Source organism: Mesorhizobium sp. LNHC209A00 (assembly GCF_000502915.1).
In the GTDB taxonomy this organism is placed as follows: Bacteria; Pseudomonadota; Alphaproteobacteria; order Rhizobiales; family Rhizobiaceae; genus Mesorhizobium.
In genome coordinates this window covers 527,677-548,444 of sequence record NZ_AYWT01000004.1, presented here as the reverse complement: position 1 = coordinate 548,444, position 20,768 = coordinate 527,677, and the positions used below count along the sequence as shown (strand labels likewise).

The window sequence follows — 20,768 nt, the reverse complement described above, 5'->3', positions numbered from 1 at the left end:
GCTTCAGAAAATCAACGGAGGCCATGCCATGGCACAGAGGCGGACGGCGTGGACACGCCTGACGACCCCATTCGCCAACATTCCCGCCAGCACGGCAACGACACTCGCGCTGGCGATGTGGGTGGTCGTGATCGGCGGCTGGGCGCTGCTGTCCTATGGCCGCGTGGTGCCGAACATGTTCCTGCCGACGCCGGGAACCGTGCTGCAGACGACCTATCGCATGTCCCTGGACGGCAGCCTTTTCTACCACACTTTGACCAGCGCCAAGGTGGTGATCCTGGGCTTCATCGTCTCCTCGCTGATCTCGGTGCCGCTGGGGCTGTGGATGGGGACCTACCGGGTGGTGCAGGCGCCGCTGGAGCCCTTGGTCAACTTCATCCGCTACCTGCCTGTGACCTCCTTCGTGCCCCTGTTCATCCTTTGGATCGGCATCGGTATCGAACAGCGCATAGCGGTCATCTTCTTCGGCACCTTCTTCCAGCAGCTCGTGATGATTTCCGACTGTGCGCGCAGCGTCTCCAGGGACCTGGTCAACGCCTCCTACACTCTGGGCACCAAGCGCAGCGAAGCGGTGTGGCACGTCATTTTCCCGGCCGCGCTTCCAGCCATCCTCGACACGCTTCGCGTCACCATGGGCTGGGCCTGGACCTATCTGGTCGTGGCCGAACTCGTCGCCGCGTCGAGCGGCCTCGGCTATATCAGCCTGAAGGCGATGCGAGGCTTCCAGGTCGATGTGATCTTCATGGCAATCGCCGCGATCGGGCTTCTGGGCCTTATCACCGATACGGCGTTCCGTGTTATCAGGGCCAGGGTCGCGCCATGGGCATCCTGATTTTGAACGCAAGCTCGCAAACCGCAGTCGGATCAAGGGTAGCAATGAGCGAGACCATCAAGGCGAACGATCTGGCCGGCACGGCCGCGACGACCGGCGATCCGCGCTCGACCGGCACGACGATGGCCGTTGAGGACGTGACATTGCGTTACGGCGACGCCAACGGCGTGCTGGCGTTGGACGATGTGTCGCTGAAGGTGGCCAAGAACGAATTCTGCGTCATCGTCGGCCCTTCGGGATGCGGCAAATCGAGCCTGCTCTACCTTGCGGCCGGCCTCAATGACGCGACTTCGGGCAGCATCAAGGTCGATGGCAGGGAAGTGATCGAACCGGGCCCCGACAGAGGCATGGTGTTCCAGAGCTACACTTTGTTCCCCTGGCTCACCGTGCGCGCCAACATCGAGTATGGACCCAAGCGCAAGGGCCTGCCGGCGGGGCGGCGCAAGCAGATCGTCGACCAGTATCTCGACGAAGTCGGCCTCGCGCCCTTTGCCGACCACTACCCCGCCCAGCTTTCCGGCGGCATGAAGCAGCGTGTGGCGATCGCGCGCGCCCTTGCCAACGATCCGGCCGTTCTGTTGATGGACGAACCCTTCGGCGCCCTCGACAGTCAGACGCGCGGCACCATGCAAAAACTGCTGTTGCGCGTCTGGGAGCGGCAGCAAAAGACGGTGCTGTTCGTTACTCACGATATAGACGAGGCACTGGTCCTGGGCGATCGCGTCCTGGTGATGACGGCCCGGCCCGGCAAGATCAAGGCCGAGATCAAGGTCGACATCCCAAGGCCGCGTTCGATGGATGTGATCCTCGAACCCGAGTTCATCGCTCTCAAGCGCCGCATCCTCGGCCTCTTGCATGACGAGATCGATGAGGATCTTTGAGAGCAATCTCGAGGAAACACAAACGGTCGTAGGCAGCTCGGCGTTGCCAATGCTGAACTCCCTACGATGTTGAAAGGCTGGGCGGATCGTTATCTTTCGCCGCGACGCGCCGAGCCCAGGATCATCTCCGAGCACTTCTGTCCGATCATCATGCTTGGCGCGTTCGTGTTGCCGCCGATCAGCTTCGGCATGACTGACGCATCGGCGACCCGGAGCCCGTTCATGCCTCGCACTTTCAGCGTCGCCGGATCAACGACCGCCATCGCGTCCGTCCCCATCTTGCAGGTTCCGACAGGGTGGTAGACGGTCAGCGCTTCGGCGCGCAGATAGGCTAGGATCTCGTCGTCGCTACCGACATCCTTGCCCGGAAGCATTTCCTTGCCACGCACCGCATCGAACTCGGATGCGGCGAGGATATTGCGCGCGATCTTGATGCCTTCGACAAGCACCATGGCGTCGTCCTCGTTCGCGAAGAAGCGGTGATCGATGAGAACGTCGCGGCGAGAACTGTCCTGTGACAATCTGATCTCGCCCACGCTTTTCGGCCTGAGAACGCAGGTGTGAATGGCGTAGCCGTGGCCATATTCGATGAGCCTGCCGCGATGGCTGCGATAGCCCGGCACGAAGTGGAACTGAATGTCGGGCAGGCCGTTCGCATGCCGAGTCTTCGCAAAGCCGCCGGCCTCGACATAGTTGGTCGTGAGGATTCCCTTTCGGCGCGCGAAATACTGGAAAGGCGCTGCCGCGATGCGGGGCAGGTTGGCAAACGACAGGCCGAGCGTCCTGGTGCTCCTGGAGCGCACGGTGATCATGCCGTCGACATGGTCCTGCAGGTTCTTCCCGACACCGGGCAGATCGAGAATCGGCGTGATGCCGATCTGCCGCAGCTCGTCCGCGGGGCCGATGCCGGATGCCATCAGGATCTTGGGCGAGTTGATGGCCCCGGCACAGAGCACGATCTCGCGGCTGGCCGCGAGTATTTTTTGCTCGCCGTCGTGACGCACCCGCAGGCCGGTGGCGCGCCCTTCGGCAATGACAAGGTCGACCACCTCGCATGCACTGAGCAGCGTGAGGTTCCCGCGATGGAGCACCGGACGCATGAAGGCGGTGAAGCTGCTGAAGCGCTGGCCCCGGTTCTGGGTGACGTTGTAGATCCCGACGCCGAACTGGCTCTCTGCATTGAAGTCTTCGTTGGCGGGCAGGCCGGCACGTTCGCCGGCCAGGACGAACATGGCGGAAAGCACGTTCGGATCGCGCGGATTGTCGACCATGAGCTCGCCGTCCGCGCCGTGATAGCGCGGGTCCTGGGCGATCAGGTTGCGCTCCAGCTTCCTGAACACTGGTAGCACGTCGTTGTAAGCCCAGCCGGCGCAGCCGAGCCCGGCCCACTCGTCATAGTCCTGCGCCGCGCCGCGAATATAGACCATCGAGTTGATCGAACTCGATCCGCCCAGCGCCTTGCCCCGGTTGACCGGAATGCTGCGGTTGTTGAGATGGGGTTGCGGCACGCCGACGAAACAATAGTCGTAGTTCGGGTTGCCATAGAGCGACAGAATGCCCGCCGGAATCCTTACCCGCGGGCTGTTGTCGCTGCTGCCTGCCTCTACCAGGCACACCCTGACCGCCGGATCGGCGCTCAGCCGATTGGCCACCACGCACCCGGCCGAACCCGCGCCGACGACAATATAGTCATAGCTCTCAGTCTTCATGCCAGCCCCTCGAGAATGCCGGCTCGTGGCATTGCCGAACGGGCCGCTGCGAGGCTGCTCCTGTTCCGCAACGATTCCGTGCCGACACGTGCCCGGCTTCGCCGCCAGCTCATTCGGCGCTGCGGATCCGGCCGCTGAAACTGTAGATGCGACCACCGGCATGAGAAATTCGGAAATGGTTACGCGTGACTTCGGAGATTCGTTATGGGCGCCCACCGGCACGTGCTGCTACTTGTGAGCGCCAATAGGGAGGCGACCGGATGGCGCACGGCTTGTCCGGAACACGGAGAAATGGATCTCCCGGGGCTGCGTTTGCCGGCCGCCGGAAATCGGTTTCATCACGTGCGGCGGGAGCTGTCGGATGGTCAGAAAAGGACTGGGCATGTCGGTTGAGACGATAGACACGCTTGTCGTTGGTGGCGGCCAGGCTGGGGTGGCCATGAGCGAGCACCTGAGCAAATGCGGGGTGCCGCATCTCGTTCTCGAACGCGGTCGCATCGCCGAGCGCTGGCGCTCGCAGCGGTGGGACTCCCTGGTTGCCAATGGCCCGGCCTGGCACGACCGCTTTCCGGGCATGGAATTTCCTGTGACAGGCCCCGATGGCTTCCCCTCCAAGGAAGAGGTCGCCGACTATTTTGTCGCTTACGCAAAGCAGATCAATGCGCCGGTCCGCTGCGGCGTCGAGGTCAGGTCCGTGCAAAGAAATGTCGGCCGGCCCGGATTCCGAGTCGAGACGTCCGATGGCATGATCGAGGCCAACAGCGTTGTCGCGGCGACTGGCCCTTTCCAGGTCCCGGTCATCCCGCCCGTCGTTCCTGCCGATGCCGGCATCCTGCAAATCCACTCCAGCGCCTACCGCAATCCCGCGCAATTGCCGAAAGGCGCGGTGCTTGTGGTCGGCGCGGGATCCTCGGGCGTCCAGATCGCGGACGAACTCCAGCGTGCTGGCAAACGCGTCCATCTCTCGGTCGGCGCGCACGACCGCCCGCCGCGCGCCTATCGCGGCCGCGACTTCTGTTGGTGGCTGGGCGTTCTCGGCAAATGGGACCTCGAAACTCCCGGACCCGGCACGGAGCATGTCACGATCGCGGTGAGCGGCGCGCGGGGCGGAGAAACGATCGATTTTCGCCGTCTGGCGGGGCAGGGGCTTACGCTCGTCGGCATGACGAGGGCGTACCAGGACGGTGCCATGACCTTCGCGCCCGATCTTGCCAAAAACATCGCCCGCGGTGATGCCAATCTGATGGCATTGCTGGACGAGGCCGACGCCTATGTCGCGCGCAACGGTCTCGACCTTCCCGAAGAACCCGCTGCCCGCCGGATCGGCCCTGACCCGGACTGCGTGACCAATCCGATCCTCGAGCTCGATCTGGCCGAAGCCGGGATAAGTTCGATCATCTGGGCGACAGGCTTTGCCGCCGATTACAGCTGGCTCAAGGTCGATGCCTTTGACGAGCAGGGCCGGCCAAGGCACCAGCGCGGCGTCTCGACCGAGCCGGGGATCTATTTCCTGGGACTGCCCTGGCAGTCACGCAGGGGATCGAGCTTCATCTGGGGCGTGTGGCACGATGCCAAGCACGTGGCCGACCGTATTTCGACGCAGCGCAAATATCTCGCTTATCACGCCGCCGCTAAGCGCGAAACCGTGGACGCCTGACCGCCGCCGACGGCTGCCGCGAGCCCGACCTGATGGAGATCAAGATGAAGCATACCCGAATTCGTACCTTCAATACGAAGGACACCTATCCCGAGCAGAAGCTCGACAACGATCTGTGTCAGGCAGTCGTCACACGGGGTGGCCGGACGATCTATCTGCGCGGGCAGTGCCCGCAGGATCTCGATACCGCCACGAATATCGCCAGCCACGATCCGGTCGAGCAGACGCACAAGGTGATGCAGAACATCAAGCAGCTCATTGAGGAATGCGGCGGCACCATGGAGCATCTGGTGAAGGTGGTGATTTACCTGACTGATGTGCGCCATCGCGAAGCCGTCTACCGGACGATGGGCGAATACATCAAGGGCGTCTATCCGGTTTCGACCGGCCTTGTCGTGTCGGCCCTGGCGCGGCCGGAATGGCTGGTCGAAATCGACGGCACGGCCGTAATTCCGGACTGAGCGCCATGACCTTCTCCATCGTCGCACGGTGCCGGCGCACCGGTATGTTCGGGGTGGCGATATCCTCATCATCTCCCGCGGTCGCGGCCCGCTGCGCCTATGCACAGGCAGGCGTCGGCGCCGTTGCCAGCCAGAATGTCACGGACCCGACGCTCGGGCCACGGGCGCTGGAACTGATGGCGCGAGGCGCCTCCGCCGCCGAAGCCGTCGCGATCCTGAAGCGTACGGCCGCTTTCAGCGAATACCGGCAGGTCCTGGCGGTCGACAAGGCGGGCGGCAGCGCGATCCATTCGGGACCGAAAGCGCTTGGCATCTGGAGCGAGGCACGCGGCGAGGACGTCGCCTGCGGCGGCAACCTGCTTGCCAGCGATAGGGTTCCGCAAGCCATGGTGGACGCCTTTCTCGCCTCCGAAGGCGATCTCGGCGACCGGCTGATCGTCACCATGCGAGCCGCACTCGAGGCCGGCGGCGAGGCGGGGCCTGTCCGCTCCGCCGGCATGAAACTGGTACGCGATGTGTCATGGCCCGTCGCCGACCTGCGTTGCGACTGGACCGAAGGGTGTCCGATCGAGCAGCTGGCAATGCTGTGGGACATCTACAAGCCCCAGCTCGATGCTTATGTCACGCGCGCCCTCAACCCGTCCGGTGCGCCAAGCTACGGCGTTCCCGGTGATGAGTAGTTCGACAATCTGGAGCCGGCATGCACGAACTCAGTCATAAGGATTGGATCGGCAAAGCCTCGGCTATCCGTTTTCGCGACAGGGCGTTCATCGACGGCAAGGCATTGCCCGCGTGTTCCGGCAGAACATTCACCAGCATCAATCCTGCCACGGGAGCAACGCTCGCCGAGGTGGCTTCCTGCGGCGAAGAGGACATCGACCTTGCCGTCGCCGCGGCACGTCGCAGTTTTGAGGTCGGTGTCTGGTCGAGAGCGAGCCCTCGGCATCGCAAGCAGGTGCTGCTGCGGCTGGCGGAATTGCTGCGTGAGAACCTGCAGGAGCTCGCGCTGCTGGAATCTCTTGATATGGGCAAACTGGTCAAGGACGCAGCGACCGTCGACGTGCCGGGGTCGGCGGCGATCTTCCAGTGGTACGGCGAAGCGATAGACAAGGTCTATGACGAGGTGGCGCCGACGGCCCGAGGTGACCTTGCTTTGGTACGGCGGGAGCCGCTTGGGGTCGTGGGCGCCGTCGTGCCGTGGAACTTTCCGCTCGACATGGCAACCTGGAAATGCGCGCCCGCGCTGGCTGCCGGCAATTCGGTGGTGCTCAAACCCGCCGAGCAGTCGCCTTTCTCGGCGCTCAGGCTGGCCGAGCTTGCCATGGAAGCAGGCCTGCCCGCCGGCGTGCTCAATGTGGTGCCCGGCCTCGGCGAGACGGCCGGACAGGCGCTTGGCCGCCATATGGACGTGGATTGCCTTGCCTTCACCGGATCGACCGCTGTCGGCAAGATGTTCCTGCAATATTCCGGCCAGTCGAACATGAAGCAGGTCTGGCTGGAGACCGGTGGCAAGAGCCCCAATCTGGTGTTCGCCGATTGCGGTGATCTGGACGCGGCAGCTGACATGGCCGCCTTCAGCATCTTCTTCAACCAGGGACAGGTATGCTCGGCCAACTCCCGGCTTCTGGTGGAGCGCGGCATCAAGGATGCGCTGCTCGAGAAACTGGCGCAGCGCGCGACGGCGACCCAGCCCGGCGATCCGCTCGACCCTGCATCCAGGATGGGTGCGATGGTGGACGCGCGCCACGCCGCGACCGTCATGCGTTTCGTCGATGGCGGCAAGAAGTCGGCACGGCTGGTGACCGGCGGCGACCGGGTTACCGTCGGCGGGCGCGGCAGTTTTGTGCAGCCCACGATCTTCGACGACGTCTCGCCCGACGACCCGCTTGCGCGCGACGAGATATTCGGTCCGGTCCTGTCGGTGATCGCCTTCGACACCGAAGACGAGGCGCTTCGCATCGCCAACGACAGCGTCTACGGCCTGGCCGCATCGCTGTGGACCGACAGCCTGTCGCGGGCGCATCGTCTGGCGGAAAGGCTGCGCGCGGGCACGGTTTCCGTGAACACCGTCGATGCGCTGAGCCCGATGACTCCCTTCGGCGGTTTCAAGCAGTCCGGCTTCGGGCGCGACCTGTCGCTGCACGCGCTCGACAAGTACACCGCGCTGAAGACAACCTGGATCAAATATTGAGAAGCGGCCGCGACTTGATCGCCGGCCGCAAACCGGCAACATAGCCACCATGCCGCTTCGCTTCACCCTAAGACAACTCGAATATTTCGTCGCCGTTGGCGAAGCGGGTTCGATCGCCAAGGCGGCCGAGCAGGTGAATGTCTCGCCGCCATCGATCTCGGCGTCGATCGCTCAGCTCGAAGCCGAGTTCGGCGTGCAGCTTTTCGTGCGCAAGCATTCGCATGCGCTGGCGCTGACGGCGGGCGGGCGCCTCTTCCTCAAGGAAGCCGCGCGTCTGCTCAACGACGCGGACGCGCTGCACGACATTGCCGGGGATATCGCCGAAAAGGTACGCGGACCACTGGCGATCGGCTGCCTACTCACTTTCGCTCAGATCGTGTTGCCGGCGCTGCGCAAGAAATTCGAGGACGCCTATCCCGATGTGCGGGTCAGGCAATTCGAGCGCAACCAGGGGCAACTGTTCGAGATGCTCCAACGTGGCGAGATAGACGCCGCGCTGACCTACGATCTGGAGCTGTCGCAAGACATGACTTTCGAGCCGCTGATGCAGTTGCCGGCCTATGTCATGCTGCCGGCCGCGCATCGGCTGGCGGCGAAGGCAGGTATCACGCCCGAGGAGCTGGTCGATGAGCCGATGGTGCTGCTTGACCTGCCCTACAGCAGGGAATATTTCCTGTCGGCTTTCCAGCCTAGGGGCCTGCGGCCCAAGATCGTCGAGCGCACCGGCGACATCGCCGTGATGCGCTCGATGGTCGCCAACGGCTTCGGCTACGGCATCGCCAATATGCGGCCGCTCAACACCATGTCGCCGGACGGCAAATTACTGGTCTTTGTGCCATTGTTGGGCGACCTCAGGCCGCTGACCATAGGAATTGCGCTGCCGAACGCCGAGCATCGCACGCTGACGGTGCAGGCCTTCATCGACCACTGTCGCCGCTTCGTCGTCGAGCAGGGCGTCTTCGGTACCGAGCGCATCGTGAAGTGAGGCCTGCCATGCGGCTCACGGCCAGCCGTCCGTGAGCCGTTCCAGCAATCTGTCCAGCATCGCGTCGCAACGCCGCAGCTGTTCGACGCTGACAAATTCGTCGGGCTTGTGTCCCTGCGCCATGGAGCCCGGCCCGCAAACGACTGCGGGCGTGCCGAGATCGCGGCTGAACAATCCGCCCTCCGTGCCGAACGCGACTTTCATCGTGTCGTTGGCACCGGTCAGCGACTTGACGAAAGCCACCGCCTCCGATGCGGCCGGCGTGTCGAGGCCCGGATAGGTGTTGGTGATCTCGATGTCGATTGCTGCCTCTGCCGCGGTCGAAGCGGCGTCCTCGGCAATGCGCACCGCCGCGGCGCGCAGCCTGTCGAGAATGCTGGCGGCGTCGTCGGCGGCAATGTTGCGGATCTCGAAATCGACGTGGCAGAGGTTGGGCACTATGTTGAGCGCGACGCCGGCATTGATCTTGCCGACATGAACCGTCGTGTAGGGAATGTCGTAGTCGCCGTCGCGGGCGCCGTCGCGGGCCAGCCGTTCCTGTTCGTCACGCAAGGCGCGCACGAAATCGCACCCGAGGTGGATTGCATTGAGCGCCAGCGGGGCGAGCGCCGAATGGCCTTCGCGTCCCCTGCAGACGGCGCGAGCGGCAAGCTTGCCCTTGTGCCCGGTCGCCACCTGCATGTTGGTCGGCTCCCCGACGATGCACAGCAGCGGGCGCTGCGGCGCCGCACTCAGCATTTCGATCAGGTCGCGCACGCCCAGGCAGCCGACTTCCTCGTCACATGAGAGCGCCAGATGCAACGGCGTCCGAAGCGCCATCCTGGAGGCCTTGATGCAGGTCGCGAGCGCAGAGGCCACAAAACCCTTCATATCCGCCGCGCCGCGCCCATAAAGCTTGCCGTCGCGCTCGGTCATTTCGAATGGAGGCAGCGTCCAGTCTTGGCCGTCCACGGGAACCACGTCGGTGTGGCCGGACAGCATGACACCGGGTCTGCCTGCCGGGCCAATGGTGGCAAAGAGATTGGCCTTGTGCCTGTCGGCGCTGTGGACGATCTGGCAGGCAACGCCGCTTGCTTCGAGCAAGTCGGCCGTATAACCGATCAGGTCGAGGTTCGAGTCGCGGCTCACCGTGGGGAATGCGATCAGCCGTTCGAGAATTCTGATGCTGTCCATTTTCTGTCTCTCGGTCGGGTTCTGGCTGTCTAGCATCATGCCGCCGATGCTCTGAAGTCGCATTTCGCTCAGCCCCGGTTCAACGCAGACTAATTCGCGCCGGCGCGCGCGATTAGGCGTGTCCTAATCGGCACAGAAGAAATCCGTAGTTTTCCCGCGCCGGCTCCAACTTATGAGTAGTCTCGGCAGCACCGGCGGTGCCGAGCCGGCAGGGAGGAAGCTACATGCGCGACCCACGCTACGACATCCTGTTCGAGCCGATGAAGATAGGTCCGGTGACGGCCAAGAACCGCTTCTATCAGGTTCCGCACTGCAATGGCGGTGGCTATCGCGATCCATCGGCGGCGGCAGAGATGCGCCGCATCAAGTCGGAAGGCGGCTGGGGCGTCATCTTCACCGAGCAGACGGAGATGCACCATACCTCCGAGATCACGCCTTTCATCGAACTGCGGCTATGGGACGACGCCGACATTCCGGCCTTGGCCAAGATGGCCGAGGCCATGCACGAGCACGGGGCGCTGGCCGGCATCCAGCTCGCCTATTCCGGCATCAACGGCCCCAACCTCTACACCAAGGAGGTGCCGCGCGGGCCATCGGCCCTGCCGATCCGCACCTTCACCAACGATCCGGTGCAGGCGCGCGCCATGGACAGAGAGGACATACGCGACCTGCGCCGCTGGCACCGCAATGCCTTCAAACGCGCCAAGCAGGCGGGTTTCGACCTTGTCTGCCTCTATGGCGCGCACGGCTTCGGCATCATCCAGCATTTCCTGTCGACGGCCACCAACCAGCGCGGCGACGAATATGGCGGCTCGCTGGAAAACCGTTCGCGGTTGATGAGCGAGCTGATCGAGGAAGGGCGCGACGCGATCGGCGACACATGCGGCCTGACGCTCAGGCTGTCGTTGGACGAGATGATCGGTGAACTCGGCTTCGCCAATTCGGAGGTCCGCGACATGATCGAGATGCATGCCGAACTGCCCGATCTTTGGGATCTCGCGCACGGCGCCTGGGAGGATTGCTCGGGTCCGTCACGCTTCAAGGACGAGGCGGCGCAGGAAAGCCTGGTATCGGGCATCAAGAAGCTGACCTCGAAGCCGGTCGTCGGCGTCGGCCGCTTCACCTCGCCCGACGTGATGGTCAGGATGATCAGGTCGGGCACGCTCGACTTCATCGGCTGCGCGCGCCCGTCGATCGCCGATCCCTTCCTGCCGAGGAAGGTCGAGGAGGGGCGTATCGAGGACATCCGCGAATGCATTGGCTGCAACATCTGCATCACCGGCGACATGACCATGTCGATCTCGCGCTGCACGCAGAACCCGACCTTCATGGAGGAATGGCGCAAAGGCTGGCATCCTGAGCGCATGCAGGCGAAAGGCGACAGCGACAGCGTGCTGATCGTCGGCGCCGGGCCTGCCGGACTGGAGGCCGCGCGTGCGCTAGGCATGCGCGGCTATGAAGTTGCCATCGCGGAAGCGGGCACCGAGCTTGGCGGGCGCGTGGCGCGCGAAAGCAAACTTCCAGGCCTGTCGGCCTGGGGCAGGGTGCGCGACTATCGGCAGTATCAGCTCAGCCAGATGCCCGATGTCGACATCTATTTCGAAAGCCGGCTGTCGGCCGGTGACATCCTCTCGTTCGGCTTCCAGAACGTCGCCATTGCCACCGGATCGACCTGGCGCCGCGACGGCGTCGCGCGTGCCCATGTCGTGCCGATGCCGATCGACGCCGCGATGCCGGTCTACTCACCCGACGATCTGATGGCCGGCAAGGTTCCGGATGGCAAGGTCGTGCTGTTCGACGACGACCACTATTACATGGGCGGCGTTCTCGCCGAGCTGATGGCGCGTCAGGGAACGAAGGTGACCCTGGTGACGCCGTCGGCCTATGTCTCGGACTGGACACGCAACACGCTGGAGCAAGGAGCCATTCACCGCCGCCTGGTGGAACTCGGCGTCGATATCGTGCTCAACAGGACCGTCACGAGTGTCGCTTCAGGTGGCGTCGTGACGGCCTGCGTCTACACGGGCGCGAAACAGGATCTGGCGGCCGATGCCGCCGTCCTGGTCACGTCACGCAATCAGGACGACGCCGTTTGGCGCGAGCTCAAGGCGCGGGAAAACGAGTGGGCCGACAGCGGCATCCGTTCGATCAAGGTCATCGGCGACGCCGAAGCACCGGGGCCGATCGCCTGGGCAACCTATGCTGGCCACCGCTTCGCCCGAGAGCTGGACGAACCTGACATCGGCGACGCGTTGCCGTTTCGGCGGGAAGTCGCCGCACTGGCGGCGGAATAGAACGCCGGAACGCTGCAGATCAGATCGCCCGCCCTTCCTTGTCGAGAAATGCAGATGCCGGGTTCGGCCCGCAGGCCGACCTTGGCGCTGGTCTCGGGCGCGGTCCTTGATTGTGGATGACGAGGCAGGTCTGGCCTTCGTCCAGCTCGACAGGAACGAGTTCTTGCATGCGGCGTTGCGTATCCGGATGGCAATGCCGGAAATCATGAGAACACCGCCGGCCGGAGATGCGTTGATGTCGATGCCAGGCTTGGCTTATGGCCCATTGGGCGACCGGTGCATGCATGTCTGTGTGGATATGCAGAAGCTGTTTGCCGAACCGTCGCCTTGGGCGACGCCCTGGATAACCCGTGTCTTGCCTCAGATTGAGAGGCTGGTCGAAAGGCGTGCGGAACAGACGGTCTTCACGCGCTTCCTGCCTGCGCAAAGGCCGGGACAAGGCGCTGGTACATGGAAGCGCTATTATGAGCGCTGGGCCTCGATGGCGATCGACAATATCGGACCGGAGATGATCGAATTGTTGCCGGCGCTGGCAGCTTACTGTCCGCCGGCGGCAGTCATCGACAAGCACATCTATTCCCCCTGGTTCGAAGGGCGCCTCAGGGCCTTTCTGATGGAACGCGAGATCGACACGCTGGTCGTCACGGGAGGCGAAACCGACGTATGCGTCCTGGCCACCGTTCTCGGGGCTATCGATTTCGGCTATCGCGTGGTGCTCGTCACCGACGCATTGTGCAGTTCTTCCGACGCAACGCATGACGCGCTGCTTACCGTCTATCACCAGCGCTTCGCGCAGCAGGTCGAGACAGTCGAGATGGAAACGGTTCTCTCGAACTGGACTTGACGCCACTGTAGCATCGGCCTTCCCTGCGGGGTCTGTAGTGCTTATCTGTCCCCATCGCGGACACTGGAGCAGGCAAAGACGTGGCGCAACGATCGGGCAGTGCGGATCTCCCTCTTCACGGTGGACGCGTGCCGAAATGGCTGGGCGACCGCATGACGCGTCTCGGTGCCGTCATGTGCGAGGCGATCATCCATCACTATGGCCGCAACGAATTGCTGCGGCGTCTGGCGCATCCGTTCTGGTTCCAGTCCTTCGGCGCGGTCATGGGCATGGATTGGCATTCGTCCGGCATCACCACCAGCGTCGTCGGCGCCTTGAAGCGCGGCCTCACGCCGTTGTCCGGCGAACTCGGCATCCACGTCTGCGGCGGCCGTGGCGCGCATTCGCGCAAAACCCCCCACGAGCTTGCCGCCATCGGTGAGCGTATCGGCTTCGACGGAGCCCGCCTTGCGACCGCCAGCCGGCTTGTCGCCAAGGTGGACAGCGCCGCCGTTCAGGACGGCTTCGACCTCTATCTGCATGGCTTCATCGTTACCGACGACGGCAACTGGGTGGTGGTGCAGCAAGGCATGAACGGCGACAGCAAGGTGGCGCGCCGCTATCATTGGCTGTCCGAAGGTTTGACGAGTTTCGTCGACCAGCCGCATGCCGCCATAGAAGGCGCCAACCAGGGCGAGATCGTCAACCTGACCGACCGCCGCGCCGAAGCCTCGCGCCAGGGACAGCTTGACCTGCTCCAGGATCTTGGGCCGGACCGCATCCTTCGGGAGTTCGCCGCGCTGGAGCCCGGTACTGCACCGGCTCCAGTGCAGCCCCTGCTGCCGCACCTGGTCATGCCGGCTCATCATGACGTTCGCGAAAGCGACGTCGTGATGCATCGCCTTCACGGCAACATGGCCGCTGCCGCCGAGCGAGGTCCAGCTGATTTTGCCGAGCTTCTCCTGGTTCCGGGCGTAGGCGCCCGCACCGTGCGGGCACTCGCCCTCGTTGCCGAAGTGGTGCATGGCGCGCCGTGCCGGTTTTCGGATCCGGGTCGTTTTTCGCTGGCGCATGGTGGCAAGGACAGGCATCCGTTCCCTGTACCGCTCAAGGTTTATGACGAGACGATCGGCGTCCTGAAGTCAGCCGTGCAAAAGGCCAGGCTCGGTCGCGAAGAGGAAATCGGCGCCTTGAGGCGGCTCGACGACCAGTCGCGGCAGGTCGAGCGATACGTCACGGGTCCCAGCCTCAAGGAAATTGTCGCCGGCGAATTCGACCAGTCGCATCTGCTTGGCGGCCGCAGTGTCTTTGGTTGGGAACCGGCGCCGGATGAGGTGAGCGCCGACGAGAACAGGAAGGCGTGACGGGCCGGGTATCACGCCACGCGACGATATCTGTGGTGGTCCTTGATGAATTTATTGAAGAAGCGGCCTTTCGAAGGAGCGCGCATGAACGCGCCATAGGTAGCCGGGGCGACGTCCTCATAGTCATAGCGGTTGCCATGCGGCACGAACCAGACAGAGAGGATCTTGGTCGCGGGATCGTATTGCGTGTTTCGAATGACGGTTGACGGCATGCTGTCACCTGACGGCTCAGCCAAATAAACCTGCCAGGCGTGGTGCGGTTCCGTGCCGCTACCCGACCTCGCTACCGGTCGCGTGGGTTGCCGAACTTCGCGTCGCGTTTCCTTGAATAGCGCTCGATGCGCGGCAGCTTGTCGGCAAAGTCGAGCCAAGGCAGCCTGAGGTCCCAATAGGCATGAGCCTGTGGCCGCAGCCCTTCGGGTTTGTCGAAGAACCCGATCGTCAGATAAAGCTCGTCCGGCAGCCCTTCGTCGCTATAGCCTATCGAACTCCCGCAGTCGGGACAGAAAGTGCGGATAACACCCGGCGTCTTGGAAAAGGCCTTTGGCGTCCCCCTCGAAAGGTTGAACTGGCTCGGCCGATACCCGACCCAGACGGTGAGTGGACTGCCGATGGCCCGTCGGCAGTCGTCATCGTGATCGTAGCATATCCAGAAAGGCTCACCGTCCATGGTGGCGGCAATCGCCCCGCAAAAGCAGGCCCCGGTTTCAACGCGCGGCATCCGGCACTCCACGGCTGGAACATATCCGGCGCCTCCGACGGAACCGGCATTCCTAAACTTTCACGCTGCCCCCGCGGTTCCGTTGCTCCGTTTGACGTGTCCAGGGCAGGCGAGCGCGGTTCCCATATTGCCTTGTTGTCCGGCCTTCACCATCTAGGCACAATGTCGCCGCTCAAATCGAAAACAGCCGGCCGTGTGGCCCAGCATGATCTCTTCGGTGCCGCTCAGGATGGTCTGCCGGAGGGTTTCGCCTACCGGACCGGACTGATCACGCCACAAGACGAAGTCGAACTCGTCCGTCATCTAGAGGCACTGCCCTTCAAGGCCTTCGACTTCCATGGTCATCTGGCAAACCGGCGTGTCGTCGGTTTTGGCCTTCGCTACGATTATGACCGGCGCGAGGTGGTCGAGGCACCGGCGATACCTGATTTTCTATTGCCCTTACGCGAAAGGGTCGGGGCTTTTGCGCGCCGGCCGGCCGAAACCTTCGCGCAGGTCTTGATCAACGAATACCGGCCCGGCGCCGGTATCGGTTGGCACCGCGACAAGCCGCACTTCGAGGAGGTCGCGGGCGTTTCGCTGCTGGCGCCCTGCGATTTTCGCCTTCGGCGCAAGAATGGGTCTAAATGGGAGCGTCGAACCATCACCGTCGAGCCGAGATCGGCCTATCTCATGACAGGGCCGTCGCGAACGCAATGGGAGCACAGCATCCCGCCGCTTGCGGAGCACCGCTACTCGATCACCTGGCGGACATTGCGGCCTCGCAATCCCTGAGCATGCGCTGAGGTTTGCACCGAAAGCTTTCCGTATTCATCTCGCCATTAGTGCTCAACCCGACCCGCCTGCAGCGGGGCGGGTTGAACGATCTTGTGCTCTAACTCTCTGTTTTTACGCAATTCCGAACGGAAACCGCTACGCACTTTTCCTTGGAATTGCCTAGGTCAATACCAGCACGATCTTGTATGTATCCGGATCGACGATGACGATCCGGCCGTCGGCGAGAACGAAATATTCGTACGCCTCGTAGGCTGGGACGAGCTTCACGATGCGAGCCGGCAAGCGATGCAGCCTGACCTTGTGCCGCGGAACTTCGATGCCGACGGAGACGTCGAAATCGACGTTGGCGATCGGCTCGACCTTGGTTTCCCTGATCACATGAGTGATCTGGGTCTTCTGTTCAACCGTCACATTGTTGATGGAAGCGGTCGAGGTCTTGTCCTCCGTGGAGGCCTTGCCCTGGGCCTGTTGATCGGTCTGGACCTTTGTCTTGTCCTGAGCTTGCTGATCCGTGGTGGTGCCAGCCTTGCCCTGTGCCTGCTGGTCAGTCTGGACCTTTGTCTTGCCCTGAGCCTGCTGATCCGTCGTGGTGCCGGCCTTGCCCTGTGCCTGCTGGTCGGTCTGGACCTTTGTCTTGTCCTGGGCCTGCTGGTCAGTCTTGGTGCCGGCCTTGCCCTGTGCCTGCTGGTCGGTCTGGACCTTGGTTTTGTCCTGGGCTTGCTGGTCAGTCTTGGTGCCGGCCTTGCCCTGGGCCTGTTCGTCCGTCTTGGCCTTGGTCTTGCCCTGTGCCTGCTCCTCTGTCTTGACCTTGGTCTTGTCCTGAGCCTGCTGATCAGTCTGGGACTTGGTGCCCTGCGCCTGCTCCTTCATCTTGGAGCCCTTCTGGCAGTTGGTCGTGCCGGAAGCGCAATTTGTGTCAGCTCCTGATTGGCTGTCGGCCGGCTGCTGCGTCTGAGCCATCGCCGTCCCGCAGCCGAGCCCGATCGCAAGCATGCTGGTAATGAGAACATGTTTCATAGGAAATCTCCTTCGGAGAGTTCGTCCCTTCAAGGAGTAAAACTTCGACCAAAAAAGATTGTTCCGAACTGGCTGCGTTAATGCACCGCTCCCGATGGTTCCGAGATCGATCTTCACGGTCTTACTTCACGCCGATGCCGGCGGTGAGGCCGCCATCTATCTTGTAGTCGGCGCCTGTGCAGAAGCCGGCCTTCGACGAGCACAGGAAAGCGATGAGTTCCGCCACTTCCTCCGGCTCGCCGATGCGGCCGAGCGGATGGGCCGCGCCGAAGCGCCTGTAGGCCTCTTCCACGTCGGCATCGCTGCCGCCGTCGCCACGCGCGGCCTTTTCGAGGATCGGTGTGCGGATCGAGCCCGGGCTGACCGAATTGACCCTTATGCCGGATGCGGCATAGTCGAGTGCCAGCGAACGTGTCAGCGTATGGATGGCGCCCTTGGTCGTGGCATAGGCGGCAACGTTCTGCTGGCAGGCGAAGCCCTGCACCGAAGCGACGTTGACGATGGCGCCGCCGCCACGCTTGATCATTTCCGGGATGCCGAAATGGGCGGTCAGATAGATCGAGCCGACATTGACCGTCATAGCCCGGTTCCAGGTCTCCCAGTCGGTTGTCGTCGCCGTTCCGTAGGGATGCACCGCCGCCGAATTGACGATGACGTCTATGCCGCCGAATTTCGCCACGCCGGCCGCGACCGCGTCGCGAACCTGCTCGGAAACGGAGACGTCAACCGTTTGCACCAGCGCATCGGCTCCGGATTTGGCGAGGCTTTCCTGCAGGGCGGCATTGGCCGCGCTGTCGATCCCGCAGGCGACGATCGCGGCGCCCCCAGCCGCCAGGCGTTTGGCGGTTGCCAGACCGATGCCGGTCGTTCCTGTCACAAATGCCACCTTGCCGTCAAAATCAGTCATCGCGGAAGCTCCTTCTTCGCTATCGAAACCGGCCGCTCTTAGTTTGACACTCGTCGTGGTCAAACAATAGGTTGCCGGTCTCTCGCGGAAAAGGAAGTGGCAATGGAACAATGCTGGCGCTGGTACGGTCCCGATGATCCTGTGACGCTTGAACATGTCAAACAGGCCGGCGCCACCGGCGTGGTTTCAGCGCTTCACCAGATCTATGACGGCAGGGCCTGGCCTGAAGCCGATGTGCTCGAACGCAAGCGCGTCATCGAGGCGGCTGGGCTGACCTGGTCGGTTGTCGAGAGCATTCCGGTTCACAATTCCTTCAAGATCGGCGCGCCGGAGCGCGAGCGCTATGCCGGCTATTATCGCGACAGCATCCGCGCGCTCGCGAAGGCCGGCATCCAGACGATCTGCTACAATTTCATGCCTGTGGTCGACTGGACTCGCACCGACCTGGCCTACCGGCTGCCGACGACCGGTTATGCCTTGCGCTTCGATGCCATCGATTTCGCTGCCTATGATCTGTTTGTCCTGCAGCGCAAGAACGGCGCGGCAAGCTATACGCCGTCACGTATCGCCCAGGCCGAGAAGCGCCTTGAGGCGCTGACACCGGAGCAGATCGACCAGATCGAGCGCAATCTGATCGCCGGCCTGCCGGCGACGGAGCGTAGCTATAACAGGGACAGTTTCCGCGAGGCGCTGGCGGAATACGACGCGATTGGGCCTAAGGAACTGCGCGACAACCTTGCCTGGTTCCTGCGCGAGATCATCCCGGCGGCCGAAGAGGCGGGTGTGCGCATGTGCATCCACCCCGATGATCCGCCGTTCTCGCTTTATGGCCTGCCGCGCGTCGTTTCGACGGCCGAGGATGCGCGTTTCATCCTCAAGACGGTCGACAGCCCGGCAAATGGTTTGACGTTCTGCACCGGCTCCTACGGTACGCGCGCCGACAACGACATTGTCGCCATGGTCAAGGAATTCGCCGACCGCATCCATTTCGTCCATCTGCGCAACATCACCATCGAGGAGGACGGTTCGTTCTACGAGGCCGAGCATCTCGAGGGCGGCACTGACATGGCGCATGTCATCCTCGCTTTGATGCAGGAAGAGAAGCGCCGTCGCGGAGAAGGCCGAGCCGACTGGCAAATTCCGATGCGGCCCGATCATGGCCATCTGCTTGCCGACGACATCGGCAAGAAGAAGATCAACCCCGGCTATTCGCTCATCGGCCGGCTGAAAGGCCTCGCGGAGCTGCGCGGCATCATGCGTGCGGTTGAGCGGTTCGGGCTGGCCTGAACTCATCGGACGGCAAGCTAACGTTCGCGATCCTCCGCCGGAATGTCGCGACAGGTATGAGCGAGCGCTTCGCTTCGTCCGGCATTCGCATGCCCTAACCACCCGATTGTCGACGAAGCCGAGGGCTGCCCTGCGACGAGAAGCGGCTTCGACGGGTGGTCAACAATTTTATCGAGCTGGCACGCAAATTTTCGAGGTCGGTCGTGTAGTGCTCGTCGGCGTACTTCCTGCTTGGCCAGTGTCCGAAAGCGGGCGACTTTCGCGCCACTGGGACCAGCCATCGGCGTGGGGCACGCTTATGAAAAAAGGACAGTCCTTTGACGATCTTCCCTTTTACCGAAGCCAGTCCGATCCAGTTCCAGGCGCCGCTGCCGAAGACGTCGGATGTGGTCATTGTCGGCGGTGGCATCATCGGCGTGACCGCGGCCCTGTTCTTGGCCCGTCACAACATACCGGTGACCTTGCTGGAGAAGGGACGCATCGCCGCGGAGCAGTCCTCGCGCAATTGGGGCTGGATTCGCCAGCAGGGCCGCGACGCGGACGAATTGCCCATCGTCATCGAAGCGCTGCGTCTCTGGCGCCAACTGGCGGAGGAGTGCGGCGAGGATATAGGCTTGACGCAGACGGGCGTGACCTATCTTGCGCGGACCGACAAGGAGATGGCCGGTTTCGCCAAGTTCCTGAAGATCGCCGAGGCCCATGGCGTCGACACGCGCCTCCTCGACCAGGGCGAGACCGCCAAGCTGATCCCGGCCATGTCACGCCCCTTCAGGGGCGCCATGACCACGCCGTCGGACATGCGTGCCGAGCCCTGGGTCGCCGTGCCGGCGCTTGCCCGCCTGGCCGCTCGCCAGGGTGTCACAATCATCGAGAACTGTGCGGCACGGATGCTCGACATCTCCGCAGGGCGGATCAGCGGTGTCTGGACCGAACGAGGGCGCATCGCCACCTCGAACGTGCTTGTCGCCAGCGGCGCCTGGACGTCGCTGTTCCTGCGCGCGCATGGCATCTCGATCCCTCAGCTCAGTGTCCGCACGACCGTCGCGGCGACCGCGCCTATGCCCGAAATCCATGCCGGCGCTGCCGCGGACGAACGCATCGCCTTCCGGCGTAGGAAGGACGGCGGATACACGCTCGCCGCGGGAGGCAGCCACCTGCTCTATGTCGGGCCGGATGCATTGCGTCACGCACCGAAATACCTGCCCGCCCTGAAGGCAAATCCTTTCGGCACGCGCTACCTGCCGGCGGCGCCGCGTGCATATCCGGATAGCTGGTTCACCCCGCGCAAATGGGATGCCGACAAGGAAAGCCCGTTCGAAAGGATGCGTGTTCTCAATCCTGCCCCGGAGCCCAGGGCCCTTCGCGCCATCGATCATGGGTTCAAGGAGCTTTTTCCGCAATTCGAGGCGGTGCCGCTCAGGGCAAGCTGGGCCGGCATGATCGATGCGATGCCGGATGTAGTGCCGGTGGTCGATCGCGCCGCAGCGGTGGATGGCCTCGTCATCGCGACCGGGATGAGCGGCCATGGCTTCGGCATAGGGCCCGGCATGGGCCGCGTCCTGTCCGACTTGATCCAGGGCAACGAGGCTGGACACAACCTACACAGGTTCCGTCAATCCCGGTTCAGCGACGGCAGCCCTATCCGGATGGGACCATCGCTTTAGGCGAGATTGCCCTGACGCCGGTTGC

General features: G+C 63.3%; 19 protein-coding genes. 13 read left to right on the top strand and 6 right to left on the bottom strand.

Annotated elements, in window-relative coordinates:
* Positions 1-28 precede the first annotated feature (28 nt).
* A complete protein-coding gene (locus tag X739_RS151635) occupies positions 29-832 on the top strand; it encodes an ABC transporter permease (protein ID WP_023771395.1) in 804 nt (267 codons plus the stop codon).
* Positions 833-954: 122 nt separating this feature from the next.
* Positions 955-1,713 carry an ABC transporter ATP-binding protein gene (locus tag X739_RS151640; protein ID WP_023771394.1) on the top strand — a complete coding sequence of 253 codons (759 nt, stop codon included), beginning with the start codon at positions 955-957 and terminating at the stop codon, positions 1,711-1,713.
* An 89-nt stretch (positions 1,714-1,802) separates the two neighbouring features.
* On the opposite strand, the gene X739_RS151645 is transcribed toward X739_RS151640, so the two are convergent.
* Positions 1,803-3,422: a GMC family oxidoreductase N-terminal domain-containing protein gene (locus X739_RS151645; RefSeq protein WP_023794760.1), complete on the bottom strand. Its 1,620-nt coding sequence runs from the start codon at positions 3,420-3,422 to the stop codon at positions 1,803-1,805.
* 382 nt (positions 3,423-3,804) lie between these two features.
* On the opposite strand from X739_RS151645, the gene X739_RS151650 reads away from it, so the two are divergent.
* Genes X739_RS151650 through X739_RS151670 form a run of 5 tightly spaced genes read left to right on the top strand, consistent with a single transcriptional unit; the run spans position 3,805 to position 8,716 of the window.
* A complete protein-coding gene (locus tag X739_RS151650; RefSeq protein WP_023794759.1) occupies positions 3,805-5,079 on the top strand; it encodes an NAD(P)/FAD-dependent oxidoreductase in 1,275 nt (424 codons plus the stop codon).
* A gap of 44 nt (positions 5,080-5,123) precedes the next feature.
* Complete coding sequence (locus X739_RS151655; RefSeq protein ID WP_023782460.1) at positions 5,124-5,540, top strand: RidA family protein; 417 nt, start codon at positions 5,124-5,126, stop codon at positions 5,538-5,540.
* A 5-nt stretch (positions 5,541-5,545) separates the two neighbouring features.
* Positions 5,546-6,220, top strand: a complete 675-nt coding sequence (locus X739_RS151660; RefSeq protein ID WP_023794758.1) for a DUF1028 domain-containing protein — start codon at positions 5,546-5,548, stop codon at positions 6,218-6,220.
* Between the two features lie 20 nt (positions 6,221-6,240).
* Positions 6,241-7,731: an aldehyde dehydrogenase gene (locus tag X739_RS151665; RefSeq protein ID WP_023794757.1), complete on the top strand. Its 1,491-nt coding sequence runs from the start codon at positions 6,241-6,243 to the stop codon at positions 7,729-7,731.
* Between the two features lie 49 nt (positions 7,732-7,780).
* Positions 7,781-8,716, top strand: coding sequence for a LysR family transcriptional regulator (locus tag X739_RS151670; RefSeq protein WP_015316459.1), 936 nt, complete (start codon positions 7,781-7,783; stop codon positions 8,714-8,716).
* A 15-nt stretch (positions 8,717-8,731) separates the two neighbouring features.
* On the opposite strand, the gene argE is transcribed toward X739_RS151670, so the two are convergent.
* Positions 8,732-9,889 carry an acetylornithine deacetylase gene (gene argE / locus X739_RS151675; RefSeq protein ID WP_023771387.1) on the bottom strand — a complete coding sequence of 386 codons (1,158 nt, stop codon included), beginning with the start codon at positions 9,887-9,889 and terminating at the stop codon, positions 8,732-8,734.
* Between the two features lie 224 nt (positions 9,890-10,113).
* Here argE and X739_RS151680 point away from each other — a divergent pair, with 224 nt between their 5' ends.
* The 3 genes from X739_RS151680 (at position 10,114) to X739_RS151690 (ending at position 14,370) form a co-directional block, all read left to right on the top strand.
* Positions 10,114-12,183 (top strand): FAD-dependent oxidoreductase, encoded by a 2,070-nt coding sequence (locus X739_RS151680; RefSeq protein WP_023771386.1) that lies wholly within the window; start codon positions 10,114-10,116, stop codon positions 12,181-12,183.
* Positions 12,184-12,418: 235 nt separating this feature from the next.
* Positions 12,419-13,027, top strand: coding sequence for an isochorismatase family cysteine hydrolase (locus X739_RS151685; RefSeq protein WP_015316470.1), 609 nt, complete (start codon positions 12,419-12,421; stop codon positions 13,025-13,027).
* Between the two features lie 80 nt (positions 13,028-13,107).
* Positions 13,108-14,370: a DUF763 domain-containing protein gene (locus tag X739_RS151690; RefSeq protein WP_023771385.1), complete on the top strand. Its 1,263-nt coding sequence runs from the start codon at positions 13,108-13,110 to the stop codon at positions 14,368-14,370.
* 11 nt (positions 14,371-14,381) lie between these two features.
* On the opposite strand, the gene X739_RS151695 is transcribed toward X739_RS151690, so the two are convergent.
* Together X739_RS151695 and X739_RS151700 are read right to left on the bottom strand one after the other, a co-directional pair.
* Positions 14,382-14,582, bottom strand: coding sequence for a KTSC domain-containing protein (locus tag X739_RS151695; protein WP_023771384.1), 201 nt, complete (start codon positions 14,580-14,582; stop codon positions 14,382-14,384).
* A gap of 71 nt (positions 14,583-14,653) precedes the next feature.
* Positions 14,654-15,091, bottom strand: a complete 438-nt coding sequence (locus tag X739_RS151700) for a GFA family protein (RefSeq protein ID WP_023771383.1) — start codon at positions 15,089-15,091, stop codon at positions 14,654-14,656.
* Positions 15,092-15,253: 162 nt separating this feature from the next.
* Between X739_RS151700 and X739_RS151705 the strand changes: the two genes are divergently transcribed.
* On the top strand, positions 15,254-15,865 hold the full coding sequence (locus X739_RS151705; protein WP_023794756.1) for an alpha-ketoglutarate-dependent dioxygenase AlkB: 612 nt from the start codon (positions 15,254-15,256) through the stop codon (positions 15,863-15,865).
* 162 nt (positions 15,866-16,027) lie between these two features.
* Here X739_RS151705 and X739_RS151710 read toward each other — a convergent pair whose 3' ends face one another.
* Together X739_RS151710 and X739_RS151715 are read right to left on the bottom strand one after the other, a co-directional pair.
* Positions 16,028-16,885, bottom strand: a complete 858-nt coding sequence (locus X739_RS151710) for a DUF1236 domain-containing protein (RefSeq protein WP_023771381.1) — start codon at positions 16,883-16,885, stop codon at positions 16,028-16,030.
* 121 nt (positions 16,886-17,006) lie between these two features.
* A complete protein-coding gene (locus X739_RS151715) occupies positions 17,007-17,792 on the bottom strand; it encodes an SDR family oxidoreductase (RefSeq protein WP_023771380.1) in 786 nt (261 codons plus the stop codon).
* Between the two features lie 102 nt (positions 17,793-17,894).
* Here X739_RS151715 and uxuA point away from each other — a divergent pair, with 102 nt between their 5' ends.
* Positions 17,895-19,079: a mannonate dehydratase gene (gene uxuA, locus X739_RS151720; protein ID WP_023771379.1), complete on the top strand. Its 1,185-nt coding sequence runs from the start codon at positions 17,895-17,897 to the stop codon at positions 19,077-19,079.
* 317 nt (positions 19,080-19,396) lie between these two features.
* The gene (locus X739_RS151725) at positions 19,397-20,743 is read left to right on the top strand and encodes an FAD-binding oxidoreductase (protein WP_023771378.1); all 1,347 of its coding nucleotides are present in this window, start codon (positions 19,397-19,399) and stop codon (positions 20,741-20,743) included.
* The last annotated feature ends 25 nt before the right edge of the window (positions 20,744-20,768 follow it).